This window comes from Halomonas sp. MCCC 1A13316 (assembly GCF_014931605.1).
Classification (GTDB): domain Bacteria; phylum Pseudomonadota; class Gammaproteobacteria; order Pseudomonadales; family Halomonadaceae; genus Halomonas.
The window spans coordinates 3,802,668-3,814,924 of record NZ_CP053382.1; the positions used below are offsets into that span (position 1 = coordinate 3,802,668).

Annotated in this window: 13 protein-coding genes; 8 read left to right on the forward strand and 5 right to left on the reverse strand. The window is 66.2% G+C overall.

The features are described from left to right. The first annotated feature begins 92 nt into the window (after positions 1 to 92). Together HNO52_RS17585 and HNO52_RS17590 are read left to right on the forward strand one after the other, a co-directional pair. Positions 93 to 893, forward strand: a complete 801-nt coding sequence (locus HNO52_RS17585; protein WP_197566518.1) for a M48 family metallopeptidase — start codon at positions 93 to 95, stop codon at positions 891 to 893. Positions 894 to 928: 35 nt separating this feature from the next. Then, complete coding sequence (locus HNO52_RS17590; RefSeq protein ID WP_197566519.1) at positions 929 to 1,189, forward strand: hypothetical protein; 261 nt, start codon at positions 929 to 931, stop codon at positions 1,187 to 1,189. A 3-nt stretch (positions 1,190 to 1,192) separates the two neighbouring features. On the opposite strand, the gene aroE is transcribed toward HNO52_RS17590, so the two are convergent. From aroE to HNO52_RS17615, 5 genes are all read right to left on the reverse strand, one after another. Then, entirely contained in the window at positions 1,193 to 2,020 is an 828-nt protein-coding gene (aroE, locus tag HNO52_RS17595; RefSeq protein ID WP_197566520.1) for a shikimate dehydrogenase, read from the reverse strand. Continuing rightward, positions 2,017 to 2,943: an oxygen-dependent coproporphyrinogen oxidase gene (gene hemF, locus HNO52_RS17600; RefSeq protein ID WP_197566521.1), complete on the reverse strand. Its 927-nt coding sequence runs from the start codon at positions 2,941 to 2,943 to the stop codon at positions 2,017 to 2,019. Before hemF ends, aroE begins: the two co-directional genes overlap by 4 nt. A gap of 34 nt (positions 2,944 to 2,977) precedes the next feature. Beyond that, positions 2,978 to 3,535 carry an L-threonylcarbamoyladenylate synthase type 1 TsaC gene (gene tsaC / locus HNO52_RS17605; protein WP_197566522.1) on the reverse strand — a complete coding sequence of 186 codons (558 nt, stop codon included), beginning with the start codon at positions 3,533 to 3,535 and terminating at the stop codon, positions 2,978 to 2,980. Between the two features lie 81 nt (positions 3,536 to 3,616). Then, entirely contained in the window at positions 3,617 to 4,687 is a 1,071-nt protein-coding gene (gene dprA / locus HNO52_RS17610; RefSeq protein ID WP_197569288.1) for a DNA-processing protein DprA, read from the reverse strand. 44 nt (positions 4,688 to 4,731) lie between these two features. Continuing rightward, positions 4,732 to 5,829, reverse strand: coding sequence for a LysM peptidoglycan-binding domain-containing protein (locus HNO52_RS17615; protein WP_197566523.1), 1,098 nt, complete (start codon positions 5,827 to 5,829; stop codon positions 4,732 to 4,734). Between the two features lie 188 nt (positions 5,830 to 6,017). Here HNO52_RS17615 and def point away from each other — a divergent pair, with 188 nt between their 5' ends. The 6 genes from def to HNO52_RS17645 all read left to right on the forward strand — a co-directional run bounded on the left by def (position 6,018) and on the right by HNO52_RS17645 (position 12,196). Then, the gene (gene def, locus HNO52_RS17620) at positions 6,018 to 6,530 is read left to right on the forward strand and encodes a peptide deformylase (RefSeq protein WP_197566524.1); all 513 of its coding nucleotides are present in this window, start codon (positions 6,018 to 6,020) and stop codon (positions 6,528 to 6,530) included. A gap of 106 nt (positions 6,531 to 6,636) precedes the next feature. Then, positions 6,637 to 7,623, forward strand: coding sequence for a methionyl-tRNA formyltransferase (gene fmt, locus HNO52_RS17625; RefSeq protein WP_197566525.1), 987 nt, complete (start codon positions 6,637 to 6,639; stop codon positions 7,621 to 7,623). Further along, positions 7,623 to 8,972: a 16S rRNA (cytosine(967)-C(5))-methyltransferase RsmB gene (gene rsmB, locus HNO52_RS17630; protein WP_197566526.1), complete on the forward strand. Its 1,350-nt coding sequence runs from the start codon at positions 7,623 to 7,625 to the stop codon at positions 8,970 to 8,972. Before fmt ends, rsmB begins: the two co-directional genes overlap by 1 nt. A gap of 39 nt (positions 8,973 to 9,011) precedes the next feature. Continuing rightward, positions 9,012 to 9,218 (forward strand): dodecin, encoded by a 207-nt coding sequence (locus HNO52_RS17635; RefSeq protein ID WP_197566527.1) that lies wholly within the window; start codon positions 9,012 to 9,014, stop codon positions 9,216 to 9,218. A 112-nt stretch (positions 9,219 to 9,330) separates the two neighbouring features. Then, positions 9,331 to 10,704: a Trk system potassium transporter TrkA gene (trkA, locus tag HNO52_RS17640; protein WP_197566528.1), complete on the forward strand. Its 1,374-nt coding sequence runs from the start codon at positions 9,331 to 9,333 to the stop codon at positions 10,702 to 10,704. A 43-nt stretch (positions 10,705 to 10,747) separates the two neighbouring features. Further along, complete coding sequence (locus HNO52_RS17645; protein WP_197566529.1) at positions 10,748 to 12,196, forward strand: TrkH family potassium uptake protein; 1,449 nt, start codon at positions 10,748 to 10,750, stop codon at positions 12,194 to 12,196. The last annotated feature ends 61 nt before the right edge of the window (positions 12,197 to 12,257 follow it).

Genomic DNA, 12,257 nt, shown 5'->3' on the forward strand with positions numbered 1-12,257 from the left:
CGGTTGACCTTGTGACGGTTCGGGGTATCTTGTGGCGAACCGCCGCCCCCGTCCAGGGGTCTCAAGGGATCTGAACGAACGAGGTATCGAACATGCGCTGGATTCGCTGTGCTGCCGTGGCCACGCTGGCCCTGACCATTACCGCCTGTACCACTTCGCCGACCGGACGCCAGCAGCTCACGCTGATGTCGGATGCTCAGCTCAACCAGATGGGCCAGGAAGCCTTCGCCCAGTACCAGCAGGATCTGCCTCCGGCCGGCCAGGCCCAGCAGCGCTACGCCCAGTGCGTAGCCGGAGCCATCGTCGCCGTACTGCCGGAGCAGGAGCGCAACCAGGACTGGCAGATCCGCGTGTTCGAAGCGGAGCAGGCCAACGCCTTTGCCCTGCCCGGCGGCTACATGGGTGTCAATACCGGCCTGCTCGATATCGCCGAGAACCAGGATCAGCTCGCTTCCGTGATCGGCCACGAGATAGGCCACGTGCTGGCGCGCCACGCCAACGAGCGCGTTTCGACCCAAACCTCGACCCAACTCGCCTTGTCGGTGCTGTCATCGGCCGCCGGCTTGCAGGGCCCGGGAGGAGAGCAACTGATGGGTGCGCTTGGCCTCGGCGCCCAGTATGGGATCTTGTTGCCGTTCTCGCGCCGCCACGAGAGCGAGGCCGACGTGATCGGTCTGCGCTTGATGGCCGATGCCGGCTTCGACCCGCGCGCCAGCGTCGCACTGTGGCAGAACATGAGCGCCCAGGGCGGAGCCCGCCCGCCGGAGTGGATGTCCACCCACCCCAGCCATGGTGATCGCATGCAGGGCCTGCAGGCCGAAATGAACGACGCCCTGGCCCGCTACGAGCAGGCACGCCAGGCGGGGCGGCAGCCTAACTGCCCGCGCCCGTAAGGAAACGCTGAGCCCCGCCTCACTTTGGAAAGCTGATGTTACGACTTGGATTGCTGCTGTTGATTCTGCCCATCTTCGTGCTGATGGGAGTCTATTTCTGGGAGCTCAACGACGTGCGGGAATGTACCCTGGTCCAGGGCGGCCACTGGGACTACCTGGATAGCGTATGCCGTGAAACGCCCCAGCCCTTCGCTCCTTGGGTCGAGCGTCAGCCCTGGCTGGTCAATGGCGGCATGCTGCTGTCGCTGGTCGGTATGGTAATGTGCATGGTTGGGCTGTACGTCAAGCGGCGCTGAGACTCACAGGGATCGCCTCAGAGCCTCCCGCACCGGGACGGTGTCGGGGCGCTTGCTGCGCCACTGGAAGAACGACTCGGCGGCCTGCTCCACCAGCATGCCCAAACCATCGAGGGGGCATGCACCACGCTCAGAGGCCCAGCGCAGGAAGACGGTGGATTCGGCGCCGTACATCATGTCGTAGGCAGTCGCTCCAGCGGCGAAGAGGTCATCGGGCAACGGCGGCAAATCGCCGGCCAGGCTGGCGCTGGTGCCGTTGATCACCAGATCGAAGGGGCCGGTTACGGTGTCGAAGCCGCCGCCGCTAATCGCGCCCATATCGCTGAAGTCAGCGGCAAGCGCCTCGGCCTTGCTAGCGGTGCGGTTGGCGATCGTGAGGCTCGCCGGGCCAGCGGCCAGCAGCGGCTCCAGCACCCCACGTACCGCCCCGCCGGCGCCCAGTACCAGAATGCGGGCTCCGCCCAAGGCCACCTTGTGATACTGCAGATCGCGCACCAGCCCGACTCCGTCGGTGGTGTCGCCATAGACCTTGAAATCGTGGCTGAGGCCGTTCTTGCCCAGCAACAGCGTGTTCACCGCACCGGCTCGCCGCGCCCGCTCGCTGAGCACGTCGCATAGACGAAACGCTTCTTCCTTGAACGGCACGGTGACATTGGCCCCACGCCCCCCTTCGGCCGTGAAACCGCGCCAGGCGCCAGCGAAATCGTCCAGCGGCGCCACGATGGCGACGTATTCGATATCTTCACCGGTCTGCTGGGCGAAAGCGGTGTGGATTGCCGGCGACTTCGAGTGCGAAATGGGGTTGCCGAAGACACAGTAGCGGTCAGTCATGAAGCTTCCTCTTCTCCAAGCCAGTCTCGCGGACGCAGATAGTCCTCGTACAGCCGCGCCTCAGGGCTGCCCGGCTGCGGCTGCCAGCCATACTCCCAGCGCGCCAGGGGCGGCATCGACATCAGGATCGATTCGGTACGCCCGCCGCTCTGCAAGCCGAACAGGGTGCCGCGATCCCATACCAGGTTGAATTCCACGTAGCGTCCGCGGCGGTAGAGCTGGAAGTCGCGTTCGCGCTCGTTCCAGGGCGTGTCGCGGCGGCGCCGCACGATGGGCAGATAGGCGTCGAGAAAGGCGTCACCCACGGCGCGCTGGAAGGCGAAGCTGGTCTCGAAGTTCCACTCGTTGAAGTCGTCGAAGAACAGCCCGCCGACACCACGGGTCTCGTCGCGGTGCTTCAGATAGAAATAGTCATCGCACCACGCCTTGAAGCGCGGATAGACCTCGGCGCCGAAGGGCGCGCAGGCATCGCGAGCCACCCGATGCCAGTGCAACACGTCCTCGCGCACCGGATAATAGGGGGTCAGGTCGAAGCCCCCACCGAACCACCAAACCGGCACTTCACCCGCTTTCTCGGCAATGAAGAAGCGCACGTTGCCATGGCTGGTGGGCACGTGTGGGTTCTCGGGGTGCAGTACCCAGGAGACACCCACCGCATGGAAGCTCCGTCCGGCGAGCTGTGGCCTGGCGGCCGTGGCCGAGGGCGGCAACTGGTCGCCATGAACATGGGAAAAGTTGACCCCGCCCTTCTCGAAGGCTCGGCCATTCTCGATCACCCGCGAGCGGCCACCGCCACCGTCCTCGCGCTGCCAACTCTCCTCGCGAAAGCCGGCGCCACCGTCTTCGGCGGCAAGACCTTGGCAGAGCCGGTCCTGCAGGTCGAGCAGGTAGCTCTTCACAGTTTCGAGATTGGCTCGCGCCATGTCGCCTCCCGTCGAGATCGTTAGCGTGACGATATCAAGCGCGCAGTACCCGACCACTGCGCAGGTCACGGATGATGCTGGGGCGATCGAGCCCACCCAGCTCGCCCTCGACGATGGCATCGAGCTCGCCGCCGAAGAACTGGCGTACCTCGGCCGCGCTCATGGCCGAGGGTTCGCTGGCCTTGTTGGCAGAGGTCGAGACGAGCGGACCACCGAAGGCCTGGCATAGCGCCGCCACTCCAGGATGGGCGCTGACCCGCAGCGCTACACAATCGTGAGCACCGCGTACCAGCGCATGGCTGCGCCCATTGTGGGGCACAAGCCAGGTATTGGGGCCGGGCCAGCTGGCGACCAGCGGGGCGTGCAGCTCCGGCGCCAGGCCCTCGAGCCAGGGGGCGAACTGAGCGATGGAGGCCGCCACCAGAATCAGCCCCTTGGCCGGGTCGCGCTCCTTGAGCCGCAGCAAGTGGGCCACGGCCTCGTCATTGTCGGGGTCGCAGCCCAAACCCCACACACCCTCGGTGGGGTAGGCAATCACGCCGCCGGCGCGCAGTGCGGTAACGGCGGCATCGAGTGATTCGGCCACGGTCATGGTCTCCTGACAGGAATTCAGCACATCGACCGCCGACGAATCGCCACGACGGTCCTGATGAAAGGGCTCATGTTAGCACGCCTAGGCGTTCTCAGGCAGGCGCACCCAGCCCCCTGGCGCCTGGGCGGCGCGCCCCTCGAGTTCGAGCTCAAGCAGCCGCCGCTGGCAATCGGGCACGGCCAGACCGGTCAAGTTCACCAGGGCATCGAGCGGTGACGGGGCATCGCTGAGCCAGCGCAGCAGCGGGTCGCCGCCGGCCGCATCCTGCGAGCCGGTCTCCTGAGGACGGGCCAGGGCGGGGCTCGATGCTGCCCACTGGGTCAGCTCCTCGAGAATGTCGTCGACGTGGCGCACCAGCACGGCCCCTTGGCGAATCAGCCGCAAACAGCCGCGCGCTTGGGGGTTGTGAATCGAGCCGGGCAGCGCGAAGACCTCGCGGTTCTGCTCGATGGCGAGCCTGGCGCTGACCAGCGAGCCGCTCTTCTCGGCTGCCTCCACCACCAGCACGCCCAGAGAGAGACCGGTCACGATACGGTTGCGTCTAGGGAAGAAGGCCGGCCGCGCCGGTGTGCCGGGAGGGTGCTCGGAGAGAATCAGCCCGCCTTGGTCGAGCAACTGCTGGTAGAGTCGCGCATGACGCGGCGGATAGATCACGTCGACGCTGCAGCCCAGCACCGCCACGCTGCGCCCGCCGGCTTCCAGCGCGGCCTGCTGGGCGGCCCCGTCGACGCCCAGTGCCAGGCCGCTGACGACGCACCAGTCGCGGCTGGCCAACTCACGCCCGAAGGCCGCGGCGTTGGTCAGGCCTTCGCGGGTGGGTCGGCGCGAACCGACGATGGCCAGCCTGGGCGGCTTCAGCGCGGCCAAGTCGCCCAGTCCCCAGAGTACCGGCGGCGGATCGCCGATCTGCTCCAGCAGAACCGGCCACGCGGGGTGTCCCGGATGCAGCAGGTGGCGGCCTGGCGCAACCGTCAGCCAGCTCAGGTCGGCATCGACCGTCTGGGTCAGCGGACTGCGGGCTGGATGGTCGAGCCATAGCCGCAGCGCGGTGGCGGCCTGGTGCGGCAAGCGGGCCAGCCATCCCGCGGGCCAATCCGGGGCGACGGACACGATCTCCGCCAATCGCGAGGCGCCCATTCCGGGCAGCCGCATCAGCGCCAGCCAGTCGCGTTGGCTCGGTGTACGTTGCGCTTCGCTCACCGCTGTGCCACCCCCACCCCGCGGCGGGGGTTGTGAAGGCGATCGCCGACTTCCAGGGAGCGGGTCGCCTGCATGACCAGGCCATAGCTCATCCTTTCATAGGGTCGGAACACCATGACCAGCCCGGCATCCGTCCCGGGCAGACGCAGCGACTCACCGGTGCGAGGGTCGACGACGCGCTCGCCCTGCTGCTCGACCTGAAGGACATGGCCCGTTTCGAGCCCGTCTTGGCGTCCCCTGTCCAACGCCACCACCTGCAGCCGGCCGATGAAGCGCACACCTCCCGGCACCGCAAGAATGGTACCGTCGACATCGCTCTCCGGGGCACGGGGCTCGAACTCGCTGATCAGCTCGCGCTCTTCCAACGGCAGTACGATGTCCTCGTTGCGCACTTCCTGGCTGGCGGAGAGAACCTCCATGAGCGCGATTCCATCCTCGCTGCGCCCGGCCCTGGCGCGCCCGATGCTGATCAGCTCCAGACCCAGCGTCTCGCCGGTCGCAGCATCGCTGTAGCGCTCGCCCACGCGGTAGATGCCGTAGCGCTGTCCGTTCTCCAGCTCACCGCGGGCATAGATACGGTCACCGGCACCGCTGATGATGCGTCGGTCATTGCCGGCCACCACGTAGGCCAGCTCATCCAGGGATTCGGGGTCGTCGATCACGCGGTGATCGCGCAGGAAATGCCGTACCGTGTCCAGCGGAATCGGTTCGATCGCCTCACGTACGGGAATGCGGCGCACCTCCGGCGAGAGTCTCACTTGGCCCTGGCCGCGCTCGAGCCCCAGGCACGGGCGACCGTTGCAGTCATAGAGATAGACCACGTCCCCAGGATAGATCAGATGCGGATTGCGAATCTGCGGGTTGACCTGCCACACTTCCGGCCACTGCCAAGGGTGGCGCAGGAAGCGGCCCGAGATGTGCCAGAGGGTATCGCCGCGGACCACTGTATAGCGATCCGGCGCGTCGCTGCGCAGCCCCTGCTCCCAACTGAGCCCCTGGGCCTGGGCCAGCGTTGCCGTCAGCAGCAGCGCGATACCCGTGCCCCAAGCCCACCTCAGCGGGCCGTCCTGCCATCGCTTCGCTTTCACGTCCATCCTGTCACTCCCATGCCCCAAACGCTCCCGGCCCGACTCGCGGCCCCCCCACACGCCGGGGAACCGGCGTGCCGTGCTATAGTCCAATGCTATTGAATTGATATGCGCGCCGGTGGTTTCCCCCAGGCCTGCCGCCCCCTAGAATAGGGGCAATTCCCGAATGACAGCATAACGGTGGTTCCAACGCCATGGCCAAATTGACGATCCTCGAATTTCCCGACGAGCGGCTGCGCACCAAGGCTGCGCCGGTCGAGACGGTTGATGACGAGGTGCGCCGGCTGGTCGACGACATGCTCGAGACCATGTACGACGCTTCCGGCATCGGGCTTGCCGCCACTCAGGTGGACGTACATCGCCGCGTGATCGTGATGGACGTCAGCGACGATCGTGCCAATCCCCTGGTGCTGATCAACCCCGAGTACACGCCCATCGGCGAAGAGCGCGAGCTGATGTCCGAGGGCTGCCTATCGATACCCGAGTACTACGCCGAGGTACCGCGCGCGCTCAAGGTTAACCTCAAGGCGCTGGACCGTGACGGCAAGCCCTACGAGCTCGAGGCCGAGGGTCTGTTGGCTCACTGCATCCAGCACGAACAAGACCATCTCGAAGGCGTCCTGTTCGTCGATTACCTGTCAGCGCTCAAGCGCGACCGCGTCCTGAAGAAGATGCAGAAGCGCCACAAGCTGACGCAGACCGCCTGATCCCTCGATGCATTCAGCGAAGGCCGACGCATTCCACGTCGGCCTTCGTCGTTTAGGCCTGCCTCCGTTAAGATGAGGGCAACCGTTCACTGGCAAGGCTCGACTCATGTCCCGTTCATTGCGCGTCATCTTCGCCGGCACCCCCGACTTCGCCGCCGCCAGCCTCGCCGCGCTGCTGCACAGCCAGCACAGGGTGGTGGCTGTGTACACCCAGCCCGACCGCCCGGCCGGCCGCGGTCGCAAGCTGACCGCCAGCCCCGTCAAGTCGCTGGCGCTCGAGCACGACCTGCCCGTTCGCCAACCCGAAACCCTCAAGCTCGTCGAGGTACAGGGCGAGCTCGCCGACTTCGAGGCGGACATTATGCTGGTGGTCGCCTACGGCCTGATCCTGCCCCAGGCGGTACTCGACATCCCCCGGCTCGGCTGCCTCAACGTTCACGCCTCGCTGCTGCCGCGTTGGCGCGGTGCCGCACCGATCCAGCGCGCCATCGAGGCCGGTGACAGCGAAAGCGGCGTCACCATCATGCAAATGGACGCCGGGCTCGATACCGGCGCCATGCTGCTCACGCGACGCACACCGATTACGGCGACCACCACCGGCGGCGAACTGCACGACACCCTGGCCATCCTGGGCGGCGAGGCACTCGTCGAGGTACTGGACGCGCTGGCGGATGAGGGGCTTGCGGCCACCCCGCAGCCGGAAGCGGGCGTGACCTATGCCGCCAAGCTCTCCAAGGCCGAGGCCGAACTCGATTTTTCCCGCCCCGCCCTTGAGCTTGCCGCCAAGGTGCGCGCCTTTAACCCCTGGCCAGTGGCCTGGTCTATTTGCGGCGAGGAGCGGCTGCGGCTGCTGATGGCCGAAGCGGCCAATCTCAATGATGGCGAGCCGACAGCGGCGCCAGGCACCCTGCTCGCGCCCGATGCCGACGCCCTGCGCATCGCCTGCGGCCTGCGGGGCGATGAAGTACTGCGCATCACTCGGGCCCAGCTACCGGGCGGCAAGCCACTGGCGGCCCGCGATCTGCTGAATGCACGTGACGAGCGGCTGCGCCCCGGGCGTCGACTGGGCAATGCGAACAAGGAGAGCGCCTGATGCATCGCTCCACCCCCTCTTCCCGCGCCGGCAAGGACGTTCAGAACGGCGGCCAGGCGGTGCGCGCCTGTGCTGCCCGCGCCCTGGTGCCCGTGATCACCGCTAAGGGGTCGCTCAACGAACTGGACGATCATCAGGTGGTGATGCGCGACCGGGCGCTGTTCAAGGCGATGTGCTACGGCGTGTGCCGCACCTTGCCGCGCCTCGAGGCGCTGGCCGAGCGCTTGCTGCAGACTCCGTTCAAGGCACGCGATGCCGACGTTCAGGCACTGCTGCTGCTGGGCATCTACCAGTTGCTCTACCTGCGCATACCGGCGCATGCCGCCGTGGGCGAAACCGCGGGGGCCGCGCGCCAGTTGGGCAAGGAGTGGGCGACGCGCGTATTGAACGGCTGTTTGCGCCGGCTGACCCGGGAATCCGCGGCGCTACAGGCCGAAGTCGACCAGGATCCTGCCGTGGCGCTGCTGCACCCCCGCTGGCTACTCAAGGCGCTGCGCCAGGCCTGGCCCGACGACTGGCGCTCCATCGCCGAGGCCAACAACCAACCCGGGCCGATGACGCTGCGCATCAATCGTCGCCACGGCGACCGTGAGGCCTATCTGGCCAGGTTGCTGGAGAGCGGCAGCGAGGCACGGCTATGCACGCACTCGCCCGATGGTCTGACGCTGGACAAGCCCTGCGACGTGCAGGCACTGCCCGGCTTCACCGAGGGCGACGTCAGCGTGCAGGACGAGGCTGCACAGCTCGCCGCCGAACTGCTCGGGCCGGCACTGGCACCACGCCCCGGCGGCCGCGTACTGGATGCCTGCTGCGCCCCCGGCGGCAAGACGGCCCATTTGCTCGAGTTGTTCGACATCGAACTGCTGGCGCTCGACAGCGATGCCGTACGCCTGGCCCGGGTCGAGGAAACTCTGGAGCGGCTCGGGCTCTCGGCCACGCTGGTACATGCCGACGCCACCGCTCGCGACTGGTGGGACGGCACGCTCTTCGATGCCATCCTGCTCGACGCGCCCTGCTCCGGTACCGGCGTGATTCGTCGCCACCCCGACATCAAGCGGCTGCGGCGCCCTTCCGACATCACCAAGCTGGCCGAATTGCAGGCACGCCTGCTCGACAACCTGTGGCCGCTGCTGCGTCCGGGCGGTGCACTGCTGTATGCCACCTGCTCGGTGCTGCGTGAGGAGAACGACGATCAGATCCGCGCCTTCCTCGAGCGCACCTCCGACGCGGACATCACCACACCGGAGGGAGTGAGCTGGGGGCGCTCAGCCGGCCCCGGGCGTCAGCTACTGCCACAGCACGAGAGCCATGACGGCTTCTTTTATGCCAGACTGAAGAAACGGGGTTGAACCCGACCCCGCCATTGTTTGTATGAGCAAGGAGCATCCATGAGCGATCATGTCTACAAGCATATCGAGCTGACCGGTTCTTCCGAGAAGAGCATCGAGGACGCCATCCAGCGCGCGCTCGACAAGGCCTCGCAATCCCTACACGGCATGCGCTGGTTCGAGGTCCTGGACACCCGCGGACATATCGAGAACGGCCGTGTCGGACACTGGCAGGTCACGCTCAAGGTGGGCTTCACCCTGGACTGACTCGGCCATTGACACACGAGCCTGTTACATCACCTTCGGCTGGTTTATCCTAGCCACGGATGCTGCGGCGCCATAACGGCGTCGCAGAGTCGTTTGATGGGCCAGACAGCTTATGAAGATCATCATTCTGGGCGCCGGCCAGGTCGGCGGAACGTTGGCCGAGCATCTGGCCCGCGAGGAGAATGACATCACGGTGGTGGACACCGACGGCGAACGGCTGCGCGAGCTGCATACTCGGCTCGACATCCGCACCGTGGTGGGTCCCGCCTCCTATCCTGTGGTACTGCGTCAGGCCGGCTGTGAAGACGCCGACATGCTGATCGCGGTGACCAGCCAGGACGAGGTCAACATGATCGCCTGCCAGGTCGCCCACACCCTGTTCCGCACGCCGACGAAGATCGCCCGCGTACGCGCCACCGCCTACCTCACCCGCAAGGGGCTGTTCGCCCACGAGGCGGTGCCCATCGACGTACTGATCAGCCCCGAGCAGGTGGTCACCGACCATATTCGCCGCCTGATCGAGCATCCGGGCGCGCTGCAGGTACTCGAGTTCGCCGGCGGCCTGGTGCAGCTGGTGGCGGTCAAGGCCTACTACGGTGGTCCGCTGGTGGGCCAGGATCTCGGCTTCCTGCGTCGACACATGCCCAGCGTCGACACCCGGGTGGCGGCCATCTACCGTCGTAACCGCCCGATCATTCCCCGCGGCGACACCGTGATCGAGGCCGACGACGAGGTGTTCTTCATCGCCGCCCGGCGCGACATTCGCGCGGTGATGAGCGAGCTGCGCCGGGTCGACCGCGACTTTCGCCGGGTGATGATCGCCGGCGGCGGCAACATCGGCGAGCGCCTCGCCGAGCACCTCGAGCACAGCCACCAGGTCAAGATCATCGAGCATGGGCTCGAGCGCTGCACCGTGCTCTCCGAGCGCCTCAATCGCACCGTGGTACTGCACGGCAGCGCCACCAACAAGCGCCTGCTGGAAGAGGAGAACATCGAGGATTGCGATATCTTCTGTGCCCTGACCAACGACGACGAGGTCAACATCATGTCGTCGATGCTGGCCAAGCGCATGGGTGCCAAGAAGGTGCTGACGCTGATCAACAACGCCGCCTACGTCGACCTGGTGCAGGGTGGCGAGATCGACATCGCGATCTCGCCGCAGCAGGCCACCATCGGCAGCCTGTTGACCCACGTGCGTCGCGGCGACATCGTCAACGTGCATTCGCTGCGCCGTGGAGCGGCGGAGGCGATCGAGGCGATTGCCCACGGCGACACCCAGTCGTCCAAGGTGGTGGGGCGGGCCATCGGCGAAATCGACCTGCCCCGCGGCACCACCATTGGCGCCATTGTGCGCGGCAAGGAGGTATTGATCGCCCATGACGACGTGGTGGTGGCGTCCGGCGATCACTTGATCCTGTTCGTCATCGACAAGCGCCGCATCCGCGAGGTCGAGCGTCTGTTCCAGGTCGGGCTGACGTTCTTCTGATGGCGGGCTCGATGCCATTCCGCGACGCAGGGAACGCCGCCCGATGAGCCTGCGCGTCATCCTTCGCATCCTTGGCCTGTTGCTGATGATGTTCAGCCTGACCATGATGCCGCCGATTCTGGTTTCGCTGCTGTTCGGTGACGGCCAGTGGGAAGCCTTCAGCATCGCCATCGCCATTACCGTGGCGACCGGCGTGGTGATGTACCTGCCCAACCGCCGCGCCCACAAGGAACTGCGTACCCGCGACGGCTTCCTCATCGCCGCGCTGTTCTGGAGCGTTCTCGGGCTGTTCGGCTCGCTGCCGTTGATGCTCACCGGAGATGCCGCGCTAATGCCCACCGACGCGGTATTCGAGTCGTTCTCGGGGCTGACCACCACCGGCGCCACCGTGATCACCGGCATCGAATTCCTGCCCGAATCGGTTCTCTATTATCGCCAGCAACTGCAGTGGCTCGGCGGCATGGGGATCGTGGTGCTGGCGGTGGCGATCCTGCCGACCCTCGGGGTCGGCGGCATGGCGCTCTACCGCACCGAGATACCCGGACCGCTGAAGGACTCCAAGCTGACCCCGCGCATCACCGAGACGGCCAAGGCACTGTGGTACATCTATGCCGCGCTGACGCTGACCTGCTTCCTGGCCTACATGGCCGCAGGGATGAACTGGTTCGATGCCCTGGGCCACAGCTACTCCACCGTGGCCATCGGCGGCTTCTCCACCTACGACGCCAGCATCGGCCACTTCGATAGTGTCCTGATCGAACTGATCTGCGTGTTCTTCCTGGTCATCTCGGCAATGAGTTTCAGCCTGCACTTCCTGGCCTGGCGTGGCAGGCAGCTCAGCCACTACCTGCATGACCCCGAGGCGCGCTTCCTGCTGATATTCCTGTCCGGGCTCGCCATCATCACCGTGGTCTCGCTGTGGCTGACCGGCACCCACAATACTGAATTCGGGTTACGCCACGGGCTGTTCCAGGCCGTCTCGGTCGCCACCACCGCCGGCTTCGCCGTGGACGATTTCTCGGCCTGGCCGGGTGCACTGCCCTTCCTGTTGTTCATGGCTGCCTTCATCGGCGGCTGCTCCGGCTCCACCGGCGGCGGCATGAAGGTGATCCGTATCATCTTGATCCTCAAGCAGGGCATGCGCGAAGTGATGCGCCTGATCCATCCCAGCGCGGTGATTGCGGTGAAAGTGGGCAAGGTGAGCGTGCCCGACGGCATCGCCCAGGCGGTATGGGGCTTCTTCTCGGCCTACCTGATGCTGTTCTTCCTGATGCTGGTGGGGGTGATGGCCACTGGGGTCGACCAGGTCACCGCCTGGTCGACGGTGGCCTCGTCACTCAACAATCTGGGCCCCGCCCTCGGCGAGGCTTCACAGAACTATGGCGAACTCCCCCAGCTCAGCAAATGGATCCTGGTGGTGGCGATGCTGCTCGGCCGCCTGGAGATCTTTACCGTACTGGTGCTGTTCACCCCCGCCTTCTGGAAAAAATGATGCCGGCTATCGCCGGGTTTGGTGCACCGCCCGGCTTCGTGGATAATCGGCTCTTCACCCC

Excerpts from the sequence above, each read along its gene's own strand:
- HNO52_RS17585 (WP_197566518.1), top strand. The coding sequence starts at position 93 with ATGCGCTGGATTCGCTGTGCTGCCGTGGCCACGCTGGCCCTGACCATT.
- HNO52_RS17590 (WP_197566519.1), top strand. The coding sequence starts at position 929 with ATGTTACGACTTGGATTGCTGCTGTTGATTCTGCCCATCTTCGTGCTG.
- aroE (WP_197566520.1), bottom strand. The coding sequence starts at position 2,020 with ATGACTGACCGCTACTGTGTCTTCGGCAACCCCATTTCGCACTCGAAG.
- hemF (WP_197566521.1), bottom strand. The coding sequence starts at position 2,943 with ATGGCGCGAGCCAATCTCGAAACTGTGAAGAGCTACCTGCTCGACCTG.
- tsaC (WP_197566522.1), bottom strand. The coding sequence starts at position 3,535 with ATGACCGTGGCCGAATCACTCGATGCCGCCGTTACCGCACTGCGCGCC.
- dprA (WP_197569288.1), bottom strand. The coding sequence starts at position 4,687 with ATGCGGCTGCCCGGAATGGGCGCCTCGCGATTGGCGGAGATCGTGTCC.
- HNO52_RS17615 (WP_197566523.1), bottom strand. The coding sequence starts at position 5,829 with ATGGACGTGAAAGCGAAGCGATGGCAGGACGGCCCGCTGAGGTGGGCT.
- def (WP_197566524.1), top strand. The coding sequence starts at position 6,018 with ATGGCCAAATTGACGATCCTCGAATTTCCCGACGAGCGGCTGCGCACC.
- fmt (WP_197566525.1), top strand. The coding sequence starts at position 6,637 with ATGTCCCGTTCATTGCGCGTCATCTTCGCCGGCACCCCCGACTTCGCC.
- rsmB (WP_197566526.1), top strand. The coding sequence starts at position 7,623 with ATGCATCGCTCCACCCCCTCTTCCCGCGCCGGCAAGGACGTTCAGAAC.
- HNO52_RS17635 (WP_197566527.1), top strand. The coding sequence starts at position 9,012 with ATGAGCGATCATGTCTACAAGCATATCGAGCTGACCGGTTCTTCCGAG.
- trkA (WP_197566528.1), top strand. The coding sequence starts at position 9,331 with ATGAAGATCATCATTCTGGGCGCCGGCCAGGTCGGCGGAACGTTGGCC.
- HNO52_RS17645 (WP_197566529.1), top strand. The coding sequence starts at position 10,748 with ATGAGCCTGCGCGTCATCCTTCGCATCCTTGGCCTGTTGCTGATGATG.